At 45.9% G+C, this 19,607-nt stretch carries 14 protein-coding genes; 10 read left to right on the top strand and 4 right to left on the bottom strand.

What is annotated here, in order from left to right; translation table 11 throughout:
* Positions 1–360 precede the first annotated feature (360 nt).
* Entirely contained in the window at positions 361–4,158 is a 3,798-nt protein-coding gene (gene putA / locus JC525_RS04800; protein ID WP_198814774.1) for a bifunctional proline dehydrogenase/L-glutamate gamma-semialdehyde dehydrogenase PutA, read from the top strand.
* 97 nt (positions 4,159–4,255) lie between these two features.
* Here putA and JC525_RS04795 read toward each other — a convergent pair whose 3' ends face one another.
* Positions 4,256–4,858, bottom strand: a complete 603-nt coding sequence (locus JC525_RS04795) for a TIGR04211 family SH3 domain-containing protein (RefSeq protein WP_233094979.1) — start codon at positions 4,856–4,858, stop codon at positions 4,256–4,258.
* Between the two features lie 171 nt (positions 4,859–5,029).
* Here JC525_RS04795 and JC525_RS04790 point away from each other — a divergent pair, with 171 nt between their 5' ends.
* Both JC525_RS04790 and JC525_RS04785 read left to right on the top strand, forming a co-directional pair.
* Positions 5,030–6,535 (top strand): CYTH domain-containing protein, encoded by a 1,506-nt coding sequence (locus JC525_RS04790; protein WP_198814773.1) that lies wholly within the window; start codon positions 5,030–5,032, stop codon positions 6,533–6,535.
* A 59-nt stretch (positions 6,536–6,594) separates the two neighbouring features.
* On the top strand, positions 6,595–7,674 hold the full coding sequence (locus JC525_RS04785) for a DNA mismatch repair protein (RefSeq protein ID WP_198814772.1): 1,080 nt from the start codon (positions 6,595–6,597) through the stop codon (positions 7,672–7,674).
* Between the two features lie 21 nt (positions 7,675–7,695).
* Here JC525_RS04785 and mutH read toward each other — a convergent pair whose 3' ends face one another.
* A complete protein-coding gene (gene mutH / locus JC525_RS04780; protein WP_198814771.1) occupies positions 7,696–8,373 on the bottom strand; it encodes a DNA mismatch repair endonuclease MutH in 678 nt (225 codons plus the stop codon).
* 113 nt (positions 8,374–8,486) lie between these two features.
* Here mutH and rppH point away from each other — a divergent pair, with 113 nt between their 5' ends.
* The 7 genes from rppH (at position 8,487) to JC525_RS04745 (ending at position 15,922) form a co-directional block, all read left to right on the top strand.
* Positions 8,487–9,029 (top strand): RNA pyrophosphohydrolase, encoded by a 543-nt coding sequence (gene rppH, locus JC525_RS04775; protein WP_198814800.1) that lies wholly within the window; start codon positions 8,487–8,489, stop codon positions 9,027–9,029.
* An 83-nt stretch (positions 9,030–9,112) separates the two neighbouring features.
* Complete coding sequence (ptsP, locus tag JC525_RS04770) at positions 9,113–11,404, top strand: phosphoenolpyruvate--protein phosphotransferase (protein ID WP_198814799.1); 2,292 nt, start codon at positions 9,113–9,115, stop codon at positions 11,402–11,404.
* Between the two features lie 3 nt (positions 11,405–11,407).
* Entirely contained in the window at positions 11,408–12,214 is an 807-nt protein-coding gene (locus JC525_RS04765; protein ID WP_198814770.1) for a sulfite exporter TauE/SafE family protein, read from the top strand.
* A gap of 4 nt (positions 12,215–12,218) precedes the next feature.
* Positions 12,219–13,022 carry a prolipoprotein diacylglyceryl transferase gene (gene lgt / locus JC525_RS04760; RefSeq protein ID WP_198814769.1) on the top strand — a complete coding sequence of 268 codons (804 nt, stop codon included), beginning with the start codon at positions 12,219–12,221 and terminating at the stop codon, positions 13,020–13,022.
* A gap of 18 nt (positions 13,023–13,040) precedes the next feature.
* Positions 13,041–13,874: a thymidylate synthase gene (locus JC525_RS04755; RefSeq protein ID WP_198814768.1), complete on the top strand. Its 834-nt coding sequence runs from the start codon at positions 13,041–13,043 to the stop codon at positions 13,872–13,874.
* Positions 13,875–13,883: 9 nt separating this feature from the next.
* Entirely contained in the window at positions 13,884–14,951 is a 1,068-nt protein-coding gene (locus tag JC525_RS04750; RefSeq protein WP_198814767.1) for a response regulator, read from the top strand.
* Positions 14,948–15,922 (top strand): GGDEF domain-containing protein, encoded by a 975-nt coding sequence (locus JC525_RS04745; protein ID WP_198814766.1) that lies wholly within the window; start codon positions 14,948–14,950, stop codon positions 15,920–15,922. The genes JC525_RS04750 and JC525_RS04745 overlap by 4 nt, the downstream gene beginning before the upstream one ends.
* A 15-nt stretch (positions 15,923–15,937) precedes the next feature.
* On the opposite strand, the gene JC525_RS04740 is transcribed toward JC525_RS04745, so the two are convergent.
* Together JC525_RS04740 and JC525_RS04735 are read right to left on the bottom strand one after the other, a co-directional pair.
* Positions 15,938–18,124 carry a response regulator gene (locus JC525_RS04740; protein ID WP_198814765.1) on the bottom strand — a complete coding sequence of 729 codons (2,187 nt, stop codon included), beginning with the start codon at positions 18,122–18,124 and terminating at the stop codon, positions 15,938–15,940.
* Between the two features lie 87 nt (positions 18,125–18,211).
* Complete coding sequence (locus JC525_RS04735; protein WP_198814764.1) at positions 18,212–19,558, bottom strand: AmpG family muropeptide MFS transporter; 1,347 nt, start codon at positions 19,556–19,558, stop codon at positions 18,212–18,214.
* Between the last annotated feature and the right edge of the window lie 49 nt (positions 19,559–19,607).

The raw sequence follows: 19,607 nt of genomic DNA, 5'->3' as shown, positions 1-19,607 counted from the left end.
TTATCTGAAATGGACAGATATTCACAACCTAGCGTGACCGTTATTTCTTTTGATGCAAAGTGAAAAGTAGTGCAGGTTCAGCGGCATGTGAAATGTCATCTAACCCACTGGCTATGCAGCTTGACACGGGTTTATAAAAACTTTGTTGACAGGGGCTTGGCAGGGCTTTTTTCTGTGCTACCATCCGCGCAAATTTGGCGCTGTCGTGATCTTCATCCGAAAGTATAAAGTTTAAAGATTAACGAGACGTCAATGCAGGGTTTCGACTTTGCTTGTTTTTTCCACGCTTCCATGTAACCGTGAGTAGACATACACGGCGGGAACGCTTCTTATTACAGCTATTTCTATGAAAGGGTTGCGATGCTCATTAACGACACACTTCATACAACTTCACCCCTACGCCAGCGCATAAGAGACTACTATCGCATTAGTGAGTCAGTGGCTGTAGACCAAATTCTTCCTATTGCCGAAGTTAACCCCCGCGCGCGCAGCCGCGCATGGGAAAGAGCACGAAAAATGGTGCTACAAATTCGCCGCGAACAAGAAGGACACGGTGGCGTAGACGCACTCTTAAACGAGTACTCGTTGTCTACTGCCGAAGGCGTGGTATTGATGTGCTTGGCCGAAGCTTTGCTTCGCGTACCAGACAAGGCGACGCAAGATGAACTTATTCGAGACAAACTCTCTCAAGGACAGTGGACGCCACACCTTGGCAATTCAGAGTCGCTGTTCGTAAACGCATCTGCATGGGGCTTGTTGTTCACTGGCAACATGGTGAACTATGCCGACAAGCGCAAAAAAGAGCAGTTTGGCCTGCTGAAGCAAACCCTTGGACGCTTGGGTGAACCTGTTATTCGCCGAGCGATGAACATTGCCATGCGCGTTATGGGTCGTCAATTTGTTATGGGCGAAACCATTGAGGACGCGGTAGACCGCGCTAAAGAGAAAGAAACCAAAGGGTATGTATACTCGTATGACATGCTTGGCGAGGGCGCGCGAACAATGCGCGACGCTGAGCGCTATTACGATGCTTATGTGAAAGCCATAAAAGTTATCGGTAAAGCCGCTAACGGACGTGGACCAAAGCGTTCACCGGGTATTTCTGTAAAGCTGTCTGCCATTCACCCGCGTTTTGAGTTTTCACACCGCGAACGCGCCATGGAAGAAATTCCTCCGCGCCTGAAAGCGCTGTGCATGATGGCAAAAGAATACGATATCGGTTTGACCGTGGATGCGGAAGAAGCTGATCGTCTTGAGCTTTCTTTAGATATTATTGAAGCGGTATTTCGCGACGAAGATTTAAACGGTTGGACGGGCTTTGGCTTGGCGGTACAGGCCTATCAAAAACGTGCCATTCACGTTATCGAACATCTGCGTGAGCTTACCCTTGAGGTAGGTCGGCCGCTGATGGTGCGTCTGGTTAAGGGTGCATACTGGGATACTGAAATTAAGCTTACCCAGCAAGCAGGTCTTGAAGAGTTTCCTGTATTTACTCGTAAGTCATCAACAGATGTGTCGTATCACGCCTGTGCAAACCGCTTACTTGAATACCGCGACACTATTTACCCGCAGTTTGCTACGCATAATGCTTACACCGCATCGGTGATTGTTGAGCTTGCTGGTGACGACAAAGAAGGCTTTGAGTTCCAGTGTCTACACGGTATGGGCGATACCCTTTACGATCAGGTGGTAACACAGGATAAGATTCAATGCCGGGTGTACGCGCCTGTGGGTGAACACGAAGATCTACTGGCCTACCTAGTGCGTCGTCTTCTTGAAAATGGTGCGAACTCGTCGTTTGTAAACGCTATCGTTGACGACGAAAAACCGGTTGAGTCTTTGCTCGAAGATCCAGTAGAAAAAACCCAGCGCTTGAAGGTGCGTTATAACAAGTTAATAAAAACGCCACGTGGGCTGTATGCGCCTGAGCGCGATAACTCCCGTGGTTTAGACCTTACCGACACGAATGCAGTTACTGCTTTAAAACATGAACTAGAGCGCTGGCAGGACTACTACAAAGCAAAAGGCGAAATACCAGAGGGCGCCACGCCCGTATTAAACCCTCTGGATCACAGCGACATTGTTGGTTATCACCATTACGCGACGCCAGACGATATGCGTAAGGCGTTAGATGACGTTGATGCAGGTTTTGAAGCTTGGTCTAAGCGTGATGTAAGCGAACGCGCAGAGATCCTGAATCGCACGGCGGATGCGCTTGAGCGTCATATGGCCGAGCTTATTGCTATTTGTATGCGCGAAGCAGGTAAAGTTGCGCAAGACAGCATAGATGAAGTACGTGAAGCGGTAGACTTCTGTCGTTATTATGCGGTGCGCGCTGAAGAACTAGCGGAAGATCAGCGCTTGCTACCTCGCGGTGTGGTGCTGTGCATCAGCCCGTGGAACTTTCCACTGGCCATATTCCTAGGGCAAGTTACCGCGGCGTTAGCAACGGGTAATACCGTTATCGCCAAACCTGCTGAGCAAACCAGCATTATTGCCCAGCGCGCAGTAGACATTATGCACTCGGTAGGTTTACCGGAAGATGCATTAAAACTTATTGTATCGCCAGGTAAAGAAGTGGGTGAAACCTTACTGCCAGATGAGCGCATTAAAGCGGTAATGTTCACAGGTTCAACGCAAACGGGAACGCTTATTTCTCAGGTGCTGGCAGAGCGCGGCGGTGAACAGGTACCACTTATCGCTGAAACAGGCGGTCAAAACTGTATGATCGTCGATTCAACGGCACTGCCAGAGCAGGTGGTTGACGATGTTATTCGTTCTGGGTTCCAGAGCGCTGGCCAGCGCTGTTCTGCGCTTCGTGTGCTTTACGTGCAGGAAGAAATTGCTGACGATCTTATAGAGATGCTTATTGGCGCGATGAAAGAGTTGACAGTAGGTGACCCAACACAACTCGCAACTGATGTTGGCCCTGTTATTGACGAAAAAGCCTTGAAGAGTCTGACCGACCATCAAAAAGCGATGGAAGATAAGGCGAAATTACTTTATCGCTCGGAAATGCCTGCGACGTTTAAAAACGGCACCTTCTTCCCACCAACGTTGTATGAAATTAAGAACATCGACGTGCTAGAGAAAGAAGTGTTTGGTCCAGTGGTTCACATTGTGCGTTTCAAGTCGAAAGAACTTGATAATGTGCTAGAGCAAATTAACGGCACAGGTTACGGCCTAACAATGGGTATTCATTCGCGCATTGAAGAACGCGCTAATGAACTGGCCGCTAAAAGTCGCGCAGGTAACGTTTATATTAACCGCGATATTATTGGGGCTATTGTTGGCGTTCAGCCATTCGGTGGTCGTGGTTTATCTGGAACGGGTCCAAAAGCAGGTGGTCCAAACTACTTATCTCGTTTGATGATGGAGCGCGCGACACCTAAGCCTTCACATATCGATGATGTAGATGGCACAGATACAGCGCTAGTAGGTGATGAAGAGATTGCTGAGCGCGCGCACGTGATAATGGATAAAGCCAAAGCAGTAGAAGTTCAGTGGCGTCATACGCCGTTGAACGACCGTATTTCGATGGTGCGTCAGCTTCTGGCGAAAATCGCGAAAGTCAACATCGTTGATGAGCTTGCAGATGATTTAAACCGCACGTTGGCGACAGCCCGTCAGCAGCTAATAAGCGTTGAGCGCAAACTCGCTAAACCACAAGTTCTGCCAGGGCCAACAGGTGAGTCGAATAAACTTTATCTAGAGCCGCGTGGCATCTTAGTATGTTTTGCCGATAAAGAAGTAACGTTTGAATATTGGTTACTGTCTGTCGTGACGGCACTTTCTACCGGTAATCCTGTTGTGTCTGTTGTATCTGAAATATTCTACGAAGAAGCGGTGGAAATTCAGAACAAATTTGAATCGACAGGTGCACCAGAAGGATTGTTCCAGGTGGCACGTCTTGCACATTTAGATACCTTATTGATGGATGAAGATTTGGCTGGTGTTGTAGTGGATTCAAGTACTGAACGTACGGCTCGAATCTCCGCTATGCTGTCATCTCGCGTAGGGGCAATATTGCCTGTTATTACAGCAGAATATAACGACAACCTTATTCAGCGTTTGATGACGGAAAAAACTATCAGCATCGATACAACAGCATCGGGTGGTAACACCTCACTAATGACGCTTGTTGAAGATGATGAATAGCTAATGTAGGTAATGCTTAAGGAATAAAAATGGCCAGCGAAGCGCTGGCCATTTTTGTTGTTATCGTTATGTAAGACGACGTTAAAACGCCTTCATATTACATCCATTCACTATTTCGGCGTTTGCGTTTTGGAAGGTAGGTTATGAACACGCCAAGCAGAATGCCGATACCGGCCACCATGCCGCCACGGGTAAACCATGTCACCAATTCATCCTTGCTTGCACTTTCGACTTGTGCGGTAAGTCGAATAATCTGAGATGCCTGTTCGTCATTGGTGGTAGTAAGTGTAGACACTTGTTGACGAGCGTCGTTAAGCTGCTGACGAAGCTTTGCATTTTCTGACTGTGCAGCCTGCAAACCATTTTGGCTTTGTGCAAGTTTTTCGCTAATGATGGGTAGCTGCTCTGCCTGTGACATTGTGTTAGACACAAATTTACTTTCTACCCAGCCTTTACGACCTTCAGGATCAGTAACCTGTGTAAACTCAGCGTCATTGTCTCTTGCTAGGACAGTGATGGGTGTCCCGGCTTCAATTGAACCTAGAATACGGTAATTACGACCAGGTCCGGTATGCATAAAGATAAACAAATCATCTCTTATATAGTGTAATGAAGACGCTTCTAAATCAGCGGTATCTTGTAGCGAAAATGCTTGAAAAGAGCACGCAATAAGGGCTGCTGCTAACCACTTTCGAATCATATGAAGTCCAATTTAAGAATTTAAAACGTGAAGATGGTATTGGTTGACCGCCATAAAGGCAAGTTTGTTCCACTTTTGTCTAAATTTAGAGAGTCACAAAACGCTGTAGCATTGCGAAAAGTATGTGACAAAGGTATGGTGTCAGCATCATAAGCTGTGCCTTGCGCAACCATGTCAGAAATAGAATTAAAATTTGTAACAGGTGACGATGCTCACCAAGCGTTTACTCAACGGGTCCTCCCTCTTTTTGAAAACCACAGTATTAACGTTAATTCACATCGCGAAATGCGATTGGAAAACGACTACTACGACACGGATAAACTCGACTTTCAAAATAACAAGATGGGGTTTAGAGTTCGCGGTAATAATGGTGAGTACGAGCAAACCTTGAAGACCAACGGTGTAGTAAGCGGCGGCTTACACAAACGTATGGAATATAACGTCGCCTTGGAAAACTCACGTCCTGATTTGGCCTTGTTCGATAGCAATGTGTGGCCGCCGGGATGGGATATTGCTGTAAAAAATGCCAGCTTATCAAAACAATTTAGTACCCACTTTACGCGAAATGCCTATGTGGTGACTATTGACGATAGCGTTGTTGAAATTGTGCTGGATTGTGGCGAGGCGACAACAGAAAAAGCCAGTTCCCCAATTAATGAAATAGAGCTTGAGTTGATGTCTGGCAGTATCAACAGTCTGTTTACGCTTGCTGTGCTGATAAACAATAATATGCCAGTTAGGCTTAGCGATGTCTCTAAAGCGGCGCAAGGCTATCAACTCCTCCACGGCTTCAACGCAAAAATACGGCATTTGCCGGACTTTCTCTCACTAGAAGAAAGTACCACAACAGAAAACGCGTTTTGTCATGCCGTACAAACCGCACTCGCCCATTGGCAACATCATGAGCACATGTTTTGTGAAAGCGGGTCAATAAAAATGCTGGGGGAAGTGGCGAAAAGCGTTCGGTTACTGCTGCAAAGCGTATCGCTGTATCTCCCCGTGTTGCAATGTCCAGAATTATTAACCCTGCATCAAAAGCTTGTCGCCCATGCGCAAAAGTGGGGATGGCAAGATGATTTACAGAGCCTTCGCTATTTGCTTTCTAAGAAAAGCATGTTTAGCAAGACATTGAGCAAGCATCCTGCTGTGGTTAGTTATCTTCAGGGACGTCAGGCAGGGTTAATGCACGCCCATGAGCCAGAAAAGTTGTTTTTTGACAACGAAGCGACCGATATCAAGCTATTGGCCATCAGCCTCATACAAAATAAGCCTTGGCAAAAAGAAGCGACAGGCTATGATCATCCTGTGTTAGAGCATGCAAAAGGGTGGTTATCGCAAGGTTGGCAAACAGTGCAACAAAGCATGCCGTTAAGCAAAACCATGGGCCCGGTCAACTACAGCTCGGTAGAAATTATGCTCAGACAGACCTTATGGAGTGGGTTTCTTTTAGGCGACTTGTTTGTAGAAGAGCGCGGAAACTTTCGCGCTCCCTGGCTAGATTTGCTTACCGGTATTGATGAGCTCAACGCACTATTAATGCTCAAACAGGCGATAGATGATGCAGAGGTCGACTCTCACAATGAAGTGCGTAAATGGACAGCGGAAAAATTGTCTACGTTAATTCGCGTTATGGAACGAACGCGTTCTGTAGCGATGCAGCGCGACATTTACTGGTAGCCGGGTCTAATGGATAAGTTTCCTGATGGCAATGTAATTCTCATGGACGGAGGGTGCTGATGAACTCAGCTATTTTTAGTTATTTTCTCTACGCGTCGATAGGCATTTATATCGTTGGCCTTGCTCGCTTATTTTTACAAAAAGAGGGGTTAAGCAATAAGCGCTGGCTGAGTGCCGCTTTTATCTGCTGGCCTCTATTTATGCTAGATGAATGGTTGCGCCTGGCTTCAGCTACTGAGTTTGCTTTTGTTTATGGCTTATCAGACGTGTTTGCAGTCATAGCTATCACCTGTTGCTACCGGGCGATTAAACCCATGTTATTGGCTTACCCCTCATCAAGAAAGCGATTGTGGTGGCCAGTGGTTATTACCGCTATATTTCAGAGCGCCGTGCTTTTGATCCCCATTGAAGACAAACAGCAGTGGCTCTCAGCTTCCCCCACTGGTCAGCCGTTACTGCTATGGCCTGCTTACATTGCGTCGCTGTTAACTGGGTTTAGCGTATTGCTGATAGGAATCTTAATTACTGAGCATATTCAGATGTATCACAGGCATCTACCAGAGCAGGCTGTGGATATTAAAAACCTAAAAATGCCCAAGTTGGCTGGCGTGATGGGAAGTTTGGTGGGAGTGGCATTTATGAGTATTTTGCTTGTTACCGCCGCTACGTTTGGCTTTTTCCCTGTGCCGTTTTGGGAAAGCTTTCATCATTTAATGATAGGTACAGCACTATTGATCGTGCTGTTTTCACTAACGTTCATACGACGCACGTCGCCATCTCCTTTAGACTATGAACGGTTAGACGAAGGTAAGGCGTCACCTTATGAGAATAGTAGTGTTATATCTAAGGCGGAGCGCTACACCATAGGTTCAAAAGCGTACAAAAAGCGATTTTTAACGCTCGAAGAATTTTGTAAGGGGGCAGACATTGACCCCACATCACTAGCCTTGGCCTTACAGCTGACAGATCGTAAAAACTTCAGGCGGTTTATTTTCCACTATCGCCTCGAATACGCAAAAAACGTGTTACTGCGCAGTGACGCCAAGCTCGAAGCAGTTGCAAAGCGGATTGGGGTAAATTCAGAGAAGTTTTTAAGCGACTATTTGGTAAAGCACCTCGATACGACAACGCCAAAATAGGTGGCTCGACCGGTGCCACCGCTAGCCGCCAAAGGCGTTTGATAATATCTGGTGGGTAAATGTCTTGCGTAAATAAAACCCTCGCGGGCGCGTTTTTATGCGCTGGCCTTCTTGCCCTAACGCATCCGTGAGGACTTTGCCGTTCGCGGCTTTAGGGCGAATATGCAGTGCCACGCCCTGACGAGAGGTAATCGTCTCAACCTGTCCCGTGGCGATTTGTTCAACTAATTCCTCCCAATCCCTTTGCAACAGTGCATCTTCGTGTTCGTTGGGACGCCAATAAAAACCGGTAGCGACCCGCCTTTGTGCAAGCGGTATGGCTCTGTCTCCTTCTATAGGTAACCACAACACTTGCTGTAATTTGTTACGCACATTAGAGGTGTCCCATGTGATGCCTGGCGGCATGAGCAGTGGTGCGAAACAGACGTAAGTTGTTTCTAACGGTGAAAAATTAGCGTCAATTGGAATGGTTTTCAGTTCAATACCTAGCTCGGGGAAGTCTTGCTGTGGCTTAGATCCCGCGCTCGCCCCTAACCATTTCTCTATGAGCATGCCTGGCCAGCCTTTGTGGCGCTGAAGATTAGCTGGAATAGCCACGTTCGCCATTTCGGCTAATTCTCCCAATGACAAACCAGCAATAGCATGACAGCGCTGTAAAAGGCTTTCTGGTGACGTAGGCGAGGAGGATGGCGGTTGCATAAAAGTCGTTAATTTCCTATTTGGGCGGCGACGGCGAACATTAAAGCTATGATTGGAGCATAGTTTATGGAAGAATGAAAACATATAACAGTATAGTGTGCCCGGGAGTCTATGTGATAGATGCCGATGGATTCCGTGCGAATGTGGGCATAGTGATTTGCAACAAAATGGGTCAAATATTTTGGGCAAGACGTTATGGTCAACATTCATGGCAGTTCCCTCAAGGCGGAATTGATGAAGGGGAAACTGCCGAACAAGCTATGTACCGCGAGCTTCACGAAGAAGTAGGGCTGACACCGAAAGATGTCACTATTTTAAGTGTTACCCGCAACTGGCTGAGATATAAATTGCCGAAGCGATTAATTCGTCAGGGCAGTAACCCTGTTTGTATAGGGCAAAAACAAAAATGGTTCTTGTTGCAGCTTGATTGCAACGAGAAGGACGTTAATGTACTCAAAACAGGTCATCCAGAATTTGATGACTGGAGGTGGGTAAGTTACTGGTATCCGATAAGAAATGTAGTATCGTTTAAGCGAGACGTCTACAGACGAGTAATGAAAGAGTTCTCACCTGTGGTTATGTCTGTGCAGCATCGTCCACCGCAGCGCCAGAACGCAGCGCCACACAAACGTGGCAAAAAGCGCAGGCGTGGCTAAAAATGCAGAAGATTGCTATGTGCGGGCGTAAGCAGCGAGTGATCAAGGAGTAACCGGTGAGCCCTCAAAGCCAACAAGGCGCTATGTTGACTACGTTAAAACGTATCGTGCAGGAAATGAATCAGATTTCTGCGCTCGATACGGCTTTATTTCGGCTTGCCTCGCGAGTAAAGCAAACGCTCAATGTCGACTCTTGCTCCATTTATCTCGCTGATTACGAGACCCAAGAGTTCATACTCAAAGCCACTGATGGCCTTCATCCAGATGCCGTAGAGCAAGTTCGCATTGGATTTTCGGAGGGGCTTATTGGTCTCGTTGGGCAGCGAGAAGAACCTCTCAATATTGTCAATGCGCATAGCCATCCCAGGTTTAAGCACTACCCCGAAGTAAAAGAAGAAAAGTACAACGCCTTTTTGGGCACGCCCATCATCAATCAAAGGCGTGTGCTTGGCGTTATTACGCTCCAGCAGGCTGAAATGCGACGCTTCAGCGAAGACGAAGAGGCGTTTTTAGTTACCCTAGCCGCACAGTTAGCGTTAGAAATCACTAATGCTGATATTCGCGGCGCGCTGACACTCTCAAACTCAAATGACAATACTGCCCGACAAAAAAATGTACGGGGCATTGCGGGTTCGCCAGGCTTAGCGATTGGTAAAGGGGTGTCGCTAGACAAGTCAATTAATCTGAAAAACTGGGTGGTAAAACGGACCGATTCTCCGTTAGAGCAAATTCAATTATACCGCAAAGGGGTCGAGGTAACGCGAGGCCATGTGGACGCATTGTCTAATGGGCTTGATGACGCAATTCCCGATGATGTTAAGTCTATCTTTCAGCTATATCATCATCTGCTCGATGCAAATAGTTTGGGAAGAGAAGTTGAGGAAAAAATTCGCGAAGGTTGGGATGCGGCATCATCACTGAAAATGGTCATAGAAAGCTATGCTGCCCGTTTCCGTGCGATGGACGATCCCTACATGCAAGAGCGTGCCATTGATATTGTCGACTTGTCAGACCGTATTTTAGCCAACATTTTGTATGAAGCTAACGGTCAAAAAGTTACAGAAAAGGTCATCACAAAAGCCAGTATTTTGGTGGCTGATGAGGTTTCAGCGCCAATGCTTGCTGAGTTTCCAAGAGATAAGCTTAAAGGCATTATCTCTATTCGTGGGTCTAACAATTCTCATGCGGCAATTTTAGCAAGAGCGATGGGTGTGCCGGCTGTAATGGGCTGTCAAAATGTAACGCCCGCGCTTTTGGAAGACAAAGAAATTTTACTTGATGGCTACTCTGGTGAAGTCATTATTTCCCCTGAGCGCAACATAAAAACAGAGTTTATTCAGCTCATTGAAGAAGAGTCGGCGATCGCCGAAAAGATTGATGCAGAGGCTGATAAACCGTGTGAAAGCGTGGATGGCTGCAGAATGTCGCTATACATTAACGCCGGTCTTTCTGCTGAAGTTGAATTAAACGCTGAGCAAATTGGTGCTGGTGTTGGTCTTTATCGAACGGAAATTCCCTTTATGCTTCGAGAGCGGTTTCCCTCGGAACAAGAGCAGGTAGAGTTATATCGCCAAGTGTTAGAGGCTGCGCCCACACTACCCATTACTATGCGCACCTTAGACGTGGGCGGTGATAAGCCATTACCTTATTTTCCAATTAGCGAGGAAAACCCATTTTTGGGGTGGCGGGGTATTCGTCTAACGTTGGATCATCCTGAAATTTTCTTAGTTCAAGTACGCGCTATGCTTCGAGCAAGTGTTGGGCTGAGTAACTTACAAATAATGCTACCCATGATTTCCACCGTGTCTGAAGTGCAAGAGGCAAAGCGACTTATTAATCAGGCATTTTATGAGATATCTGACGAAATAGCAGAGTCTGGACAGACGCTTAACAAGCCTAAGTTAGGGATCATGCTAGAAGTACCTTCAGTACTTTATCAATTGCCTCAATTGGCCAAGCACGTGGACTTTTTCTCTGTGGGAAGCAACGACTTAACTCAGTATTTATTAGCAGTGGATAGAAACAATACGCGAGTAGCGGGCCTCTATAACAGTTATCACCCTGCGGTATTAGGTGCGCTTTACGACGTGGTGCAAAAAGCCAATCAAAATCAGGTGCCAGTAACTATTTGTGGCGAGATTGCCGGTGAGCCTGCTGGCGCATTACTGTTAATGGGGATGGGATACCGCCGGTTAAGTATGAATGGTTTTAACTTAAGGAAGATCAATTGGCTAATTCGAAAAGTCACGCTAGATGAATGTAAGCAGCTACTTTCGTTGGCGCTTACCTCTGTGAGTCAAGAAGAAGTCTTTGTGCACTTGAATAAGTATCTTGAAACCAAGGGCCTTGGAGGCCTTATCCGAGCAGGTGCGTAAGGAATGGAGCCATTCGTTGTTATCATAGTCAGTTGCCTGGTTCTAGGCTCTGTTGTCGGTATTCTTGCGGGGATGCTTGGCATTGGCGGTGGTCTTATTATCGTACCTGTGTTGTCGTATTTGCTTATTCACTTTATGGGAATGACCACCGAAACCGTGATGCCGGTTGCTATTGCTACTTCGCTTTCAACCATTATTTTTACTGGCACATCATCGGCGCTCGCTCACTATAAACTTGGTAACATTCAACGCAAAGTGGTGCTTTACACGGGCTTGGGAATAGCTGTTGGCGCCATTATTGGTGCGCAGGTGGCAAGTCATATATCCGGCGAGCTCTTAAAAGATATTTTTGCCGTACTGGTGATTCTAATTGCGCTGCAAATGATATTCGGGAAACAAAAAGCGTCTGAAAACGAGGCGTCTAAAGGCACCTTAGCGGTCGTGGGCGTGGGTGCTGGTTTGCTCAGTGCGTTGATGGGCATAGGTGGTGGTGCATTGCTGGTACCTGCTCTAGTATGGTTTCGTGTTAATGTACGCGCGGCTATCGGCTGTGCTGCCTTTTGCGGCTTAGTTATTGCGGTTTTTGGCACCACTAGCTTTATTATTGCTGGCTGGAATGCGATAGATGTACCAGAACACAGTTTGGGGTATGTTTATTTGCCTGCCACAGCTGGTATTGTTGCCACCTCGATATTTACCGCAAATATTGGCGCGAAGCTTGGACAGCGCGTAAACGTTCGCATATTGAAAGCGATGTTGGCATGCCTGCTGGTTCTTGTAAGTATTAGAATGATTTTAGGAATTGAATAAAGTAATGGAACAGAGCAGTTATCTGGTATTCCCCAGTATCGACCCCGTTATCTTCAGCATGGGCCCGTTAAGTGTTCGCTGGTATGGTTTAATGTACCTGGTGGGGTTTATCGCCGCGTATCTATTAGCACAAAAGCGCCTGTCGCAAACCGATTGGAGCCGAGAGCAGCTAAGCGATTTGCTTTTTTGGAGTTTTGTCGGTGTTATCTTAGGTGGCCGTATCGGCTATGTATTCTTCTACCAGTTTGGCATGTTCCTCGACGACCCGCTTTATCTGTTTAAGATTTGGGCTGGCGGTATGTCGTTCCACGGGGGATTACTTGGAGTATTAGCGGCGCTGTTTTGGCGAGCGAAGTGTATGAACACGACTTTCCTGAGATTAGGGGACTTCGTTGCGCCACTAGTACCGATTGGGTTGGGTGCAGGACGAATCGGAAACTTCCTCAACGCAGAGCTTTGGGGACGCAGTACCGATGTTCCATGGGCGGTTATATTTCCCAATGCGGGTAATGTGCCTCGCCATCCCTCACAGCTCTACGAGTTTGCGCTAGAGGGTGTTTTACTCTTTATCATTCTATGGATTTATTCTGCTAAAAAGCGCCCAGTAGGGGCAGTCAGTGGGTTGTTTTTATTAGGCTACGGAAGCTTCCGTTTTATCGTTGAGTTTTTCAGAGAACCCGACGCTCATATTGGCTTATATCAAATGGGCCTAAGCCAAGGACAACTTCTTTGTTTACCTATGATTGCTTTAGGAATAGGATTATTAGTGCGCGCATATACGCGTGGAAAAAACCGTGTTGAACAGTAAATAAATATAAGAATAACGATGAAAGAATATCTCGCATTAATGCGCCATGTACGTGATACGGGTGTGAAAAAGGAAGATCGAACTGGAACAGGTACGCTCAGTGTATTTGGCTATCAGATGCGATTTAATCTCCAGGAAGGCTTCCCCTTGGTGACCACAAAAAAGTGTCACTTGAAGTCAATTATTCATGAGCTGCTTTGGTTTCTAAAAGGCGAGACTAATATCGCCTATTTAAAAGAACACGGCGTGAAAATATGGGATGAATGGGCCACTGATGAGGGTGAGCTTGGCCCTATTTACGGCCACCAGTGGCGCAGTTGGGATCGCGGCGATGGTACGTCGGTAGATCAAATCGCAGAAGTGGTAGAGCAAATCAAAACAAATCCTGACTCTCGACGTCTTATTGTGAGCGGCTGGAACCCTGCAGTATTACCAGATACCAGTTATTCTCCGAAAGAAAATGCGGCAATGGGGAAACAGGCACTCCCCCCTTGTCACACGCTGTTCCAGTTCTATGTGCTTGACGGAAAGCTAAGCTGTCAGCTGTATCAACGAAGCGGCGACATTTTCTTGGGTGTGCCATTTAATATTGCAAGTTATGCACTTCTCACCATGATGATTGCCCAAGTTTGCGATCTGGAGCCGGGTGATTTCATTCATACGCTAGGTGATGCGCACTTGTACTCAAATCACCTTGAACAGGTGGAATTGCAGCTTGGCCGCGAACCATTTGCGCGCCCTACAATGGAAATAAACCCCGAAGTAAAAGACATCTTTGGGTTTTCGTTCGACGACTTCACGCTTAAAAACTACCAGTCACACCCACATATTAAAGCCCCCGTCGCAGTGTAAGGCGTTACCATGAGTACTCCAATATTGATTTGCGACGACTCGGGTTTCGCAAGGCGTCAAATGGCGCGTAGTTTGCCTGACAACTGGGATGTAGATATTTCTTTTGCTGAAAATGGCGAACAGGCGCTAGCGCTTATTCGAGAAGGCAAAGGCGATGTGGTTTTTTTAGATCTCAACATGCCGGTTATGGATGGCTATCAAACAATGGCAGCCATCCGTAGATATGACTTACCGTGTTTAGTTATCGTCGTTTCGGGTGATGTGCAGGCACAAGCGCGAGAAAAAATGCTGGCGCTTGGTGCATTAGATTTCATCAGAAAGCCCATCGATAACGAAAAGCTCAGCCATATATTATCGTCTTACGGTATCTACAGCGGTGAGGGCCATTCGTCAGGTGCTCGTTTAAACAAAGTGCAAAAGAATGATGCGTTTCAAATACGAGACAAACAGATAAGCAACGAAGATAAATTAGACGCCTGTCGGGAAATGGTGAATATCGCCATGGGGCGAGCAGGGGAGAACCTTGCTGAGTTACTGGGTGAGTTCATTGACTTACCCATCCCGAACGTAAACCTTATAGAAAGTAACGAACTCTCAATGGCGGTGGCAGAGATAAATCGAAACGAAAGTGTGTCAGCCGTTTCTAAGGGGTTTATCAGTGAGGGAATAAGTGGTGAAGCACTGGTGATCTTCAATGACACCAACTCTCAAAACATCGTTGAGCTGCTAAAATACCCGCCGTCAGCATCGTCTGACAAATTGGCGTTAGAAGCGCTTATGGACGTGTCTAATATTCTTATAGGTGCGTGCTTGAACGGCCTGTCGGAACAACTAAGCGTAGCCTTCAGTCACACTCACCCAGTGCTGCTTGGTCAGCACCAAGGTTTGTCAGCATTGTTGAGTGATAATGTACACCGCTGGGGTAAGCTAATGGCCATAGAGATTGGCTATGCAATTAAAGCGAGAGATATTTCGTTTGATTTACTGCTGCTCTTTCCCGGTGATGCAATGAATCACGTATACGAACGCTTATTAAGTGATGAATTGGACGCTAACGGTGACAAGGAAGGTCTATGAATGCTTCAACTAGAACATTGTCTCAAAACACGGTAGTCACTACCTCTCAAGTGCCAATGGAATTACTTGATTCCATCGAGGTAGGAATTGCGGTACTTGACCGTAATTTTACTGTGGAGGTGTGGAACAAATTTTTAGAAAACCACAGCGCTAAAAAAGCACAGTCAGTGATTGGTGGCAGTCTTTTTTCTCATTTTTCTGAGATAGATGAGGTATGGCTGAGAACGAAAATCGACCCGGTTTTCAATTTGAGAAGCCCCGTTTTCATTATATGGGAGCAGCGCCCTTACTTATTCAAGTTTACCTGTAATCGTCCCGTTACGTGTGCTGCTGAGTTTATGTATCAAAACGTGACCATTTTCCCGATGGTAGAAAATAATGGCCGTGTTGAACGCTTTTGTATGCTGGTATACGACGTAACCGAGCAAGCGTTAGGCAAGTTGGGTATGGAGCACTTGAACGAAGAGCTGAAAACAGCGAGTCGCGTTGACGGTCTCACAGGGCTTTTTAATCGCCGTTATTGGCAAGAGCGCTTTGACGAAATGTATAAACTCTGCCTTCGCAGAGGTAAGCCGAGTACAGCCCTCATGCTGGATATCGACCACTTTAAGCGCATTAACGATACTCATGGTCACCAAGCCGGCGATAAGGTCATCAAAATGCTTGCGGCGCTAATTAAGCGCTGTGTAAGGGAAACCGATTTAGCAGGACGGTATGGTGGAGAAGAGTTTGCCATTATATTGAATGATTCGACGGTAGAAGATGCAAGAGTCGTTGCTGAGCGAATTCGCCAGCTGGCGCAGCGTTTAACGGTTGAGCACGAAGGAGAGTCGATACGCTTTACCGTAAGTCTTGGATTAGCTCAATTCTCTGCGGACTTTAAAAGTGCGATGGCGTGGTTAGAATGTTCAGACCAAGCGCTTTATAAAGCCAAAGAAAGCGGTCGGAATCAATACTGCATTTACGAATAAACCGGCTTGGCACGGCTAAAGTGCTAAGCGAAGTGTGTTCTTAAGCTCTTGAAAGGTTATAGGTTTTACAAGATGGTAACGGATGCCAGATTGTAAAGACGCTTCTTTATCGTCGCGATGTGCGTTTGCTGTTAATGCAATTATAGGAAGGTCGGGTCTGCCTTCCTTAAGTATTTTCGCGACTTCTAAGCCGCTAATATCCGGCAGGTTAATATCGAGTAAGACACAGTCAAAAACTGACTCATTAGCCCTGCTAATAGCATCATCTCCTGTGTAAGTTACCGTGACATCGTGCCCCATACATTGAAGCATGTATTCAACCAATTCAGCATTTATAGGCTCATCTTCAACGACCAATATTCGCGCTTTTTTCTCTTCTTCCATTGCATATTTGTTATTTGTGGTTAAATAACGAAGCGCATCAACAAATCTGTTTCGGTCGATAGGCTTTACAAAGCCTTGATAGACCGGTAGCTCGCTAGTGGCAATAATATTCGCAATATCCGGTGTGGCTGAAAGTATGATTACAGGCGGAACCCTTTCTCTGTAAATGGCCCGTAAGGTTCTTATCAGCTCAAGTCCATTCATACCTGGCATATAAAGGTCGACGATAATTCCTGAAAATTGCAATATTTCATCGTGAAGATTTAAAAGGTCCGCACCCGATGAGAAAGTACGCGCTGTAAAACCCTCTGAGGTAATAATAGATTGTAAATGTAGCCGAGATATCTCGAGGTCATCAACAACTGCAAATTGTGCGCTAGAAGGTTTCAATACTTCTGGCTGTTTAATTTCGATGGGATTAAGAGGAATAAAAACTTTAAACTCGGAGCCTACACCTACTGTGCTTGAAACTTCTATAGCGCCGCCAAGTTTAGTGATACATTTGTTGGCGATAGAAAGTCCAATGCCGGCACCAGGATAGCGTCGTACGCCGTTATGCTCCCCACGATAGAAACGTTCAAACATACGTTTTTGAGTGACATCATCAATACCTATTCCCGTATCGCTGATAATGACGACTAAGAATATTTCCCGTTTTTTGACTTGAGTCGTAATAGCGACATCTATTAGGCCATTTGTCGTAAACTTCACCGCGTTATCTAGTATGTTGGTTATTACTTTTGAAATAGCAAGGGGATCCGTTCTTACATGCTGCGGTACACTGTGGCTGCAATGCATATTAAATTCGATTTTCTTGTCTTTTACTTGAACAGAAAACGGTGAAATACATTCATCCAGCAAGCTTATTAAATCAATTTCAGTTAATTGCTGGTCATCGTCAGTTCCGTTAACAAGGACTTCAGTAAGATTATTAGTAAGATTGAGTAGTCGATAGCTGGACTGCTCTGCCTGCTGTATTAAATGCGATCGCTTAGACTCCATGTTTGGAATAAGCTCAAGTGCACTTATTATTGCGCTTATCGGTGCGCGAAACTCATGGCTAATAAGCTGCAAAAATGCTTTATTTTGCATCTCGGAATCATCGTTTATTGGGGTCACCCTTAACTTTGACTTACTAAACTTATGGCTACCACTACGTGTATGTCTTTTGTAGATTAACCAAGCCGCAAAATACCATAATGACAGGGCTAGAACGCCTAGGATAAGGGTAAGATAGAAGCTACTGTAAAGGCCTTGTAATTTATTTAGGTTAGCGCTCTCTCGGTCTTGGATGAGCGTCAGCAGGGGGAGTAGGGTCAATCCACTGATGTCGTAAAGAGCTGCTATATTCGGTGGGCTCTCCACGAGAGTATGTACTAAATTAAATACATCGACCGTAGTTTGCTCGTCTGAACCATCGCCCAAATTACGGGATACAGTTAAAAACGTTTCTTTATCGAGGATCTTGCCAACCCCAGAGACACCGAGTTCGGTCTCTAAGAAAAGCCGTAAGTTCTGATGCACCACGCTCAACGGTAGTTTGAGCGTATTGAACGGTGCCGTGGTAGGCGGTGAGTCAGTGAAATCGTGCAGGTTATAGCGGTTGATATACTGTTCAGCAGCAAGAATATCAGCTTCGAAGGCGTGGCCTTTTGTCAGGCTCACTACGATGCGTTCCTCTTTGTTAACGAGACTCATCAAAAAGGTAACGGTTATCAGCGCAATAAACCCTGCGGTGACGTTCACTTTGGATAAAATAAACTTCAGCGCTTTTGCTAATGATTTGTCCTTGAAACGGGTAACCTTGCTTGCACTCAATAGTCTTCCTTGGAAGTTGGTTCAAAAACTATACCGATAAAATAACTGTAGATAACACATGGAAACTTGCAAGCGACTAAGATTAAATTATCTTCTTTCAACCCGGTTGATGTGATGACGAATAGCGTATAAAAAGCAGAGGCTTGGCGTGACCATAGCGGCAGTTAGAATGAAAAATAAGCTCCAGTCTCCGTGCAAGCTGTCTACGACAACACCACTGCTAGAAGCAACCAATGTTCTTCCTGCCACACTCAGCGAAGCCATTAGCGCATATTGTGTAGCACTAAAAGCTCTGTTACACAGAAGCGATATAAAAGCGACCATCGCAACCGTACTCCACGCGCCAGTAAAGCCGTCAACAATGACGGTTACTGCTAGTAAAGAGGTAGAGGGACCTGTTTGCGCGATGAGTGCAAAAAGCAGGTTTGACGCCGCCATTGCAACACCGGCAGTCATGAGTCCTCGGTATATGCCATAGCGAATATTAACGAGGCCACCTAATAGCGAGAATATAATGGTTACCCACCAGTTGAGCAGCTTTGAGTACGTGGCGATATCACTGTTAGAAAAGCCAATCTCTTTGTAAAAAACGATACTCATTCGGCCAAGGAAAGCTTCTCCAATTTTGAAAAGAAAAATAAAAAGTAAAAAAGAGGTAGCTAGCTTGACGCCGTTACGACTGAAAAATTCCGAAAATGGCGTTACGAGGGTCGTTTTAACCCAGTAAACGAAGGGTGAGCTATTGGTCGTAGTGCGAGTGATTTTTTGAAGCAAGGCTTCCCTGTCAATATACGGCTCATTAGCAATCAGTGTTCCGCACATTAACAACGCCATAATTGCCGCTAACAAAAGATAGATATCAGGCCATGACCAAGCGGTTAAATCTGCTAAAAAAAATGGAATAGCGCCAAGTCCGCCATAGCCTGTCCACCACCCAGCTGTTGCCATAGAGGACGCAGCAGACAACCCGTCTTTGTCGTCTTTATCGATGCAATCAATACGAAAACCGTCAATAGCGATGTCTTGAGTAGCAGACGCTATAGCGATAAGTAAGCCTATAAACGCAACATAATATAAGTCGTAAGTAGCGGTGAGTTGAGACATACCAAGACATAGGAACACAATGCAGCACTGCATCGCAAAAATCCAACCTTTTCGTTGACCTAAAAAAGGCGGCCTAATTTTGTCTACCAGGGGAGACCATAAAAAGTTAAAGGAGTAAGTGGCAAAAATAATTCCAAAGAGTCCGATGGCGGAACGAGAGAGCCCTTCATCTTTTAACCAGGCTGAAAGTACTGAGCCAATCATTATCCATGGAAAGCCGCTTGAAATACCAAACAGAAAAATATTCAGATAGCGCTTGTCATTGAAGGTCTTTAACGCGGTGAGCAAAACTTCAGCCTTTGGGAATAACTCAAAAGCGTATTGAGCCATGAACCACGTCTTTTAGCAATAACACTTCGCAATAACACAATGAAGGGAA

This window comes from Alteromonas sp. IB21 (assembly GCF_016405965.1).
Classification (GTDB): Bacteria; Pseudomonadota; Gammaproteobacteria; order Enterobacterales; family Alteromonadaceae; genus Alteromonas.
This window is presented reverse-complemented; position numbering and strand designations above follow the sequence as displayed.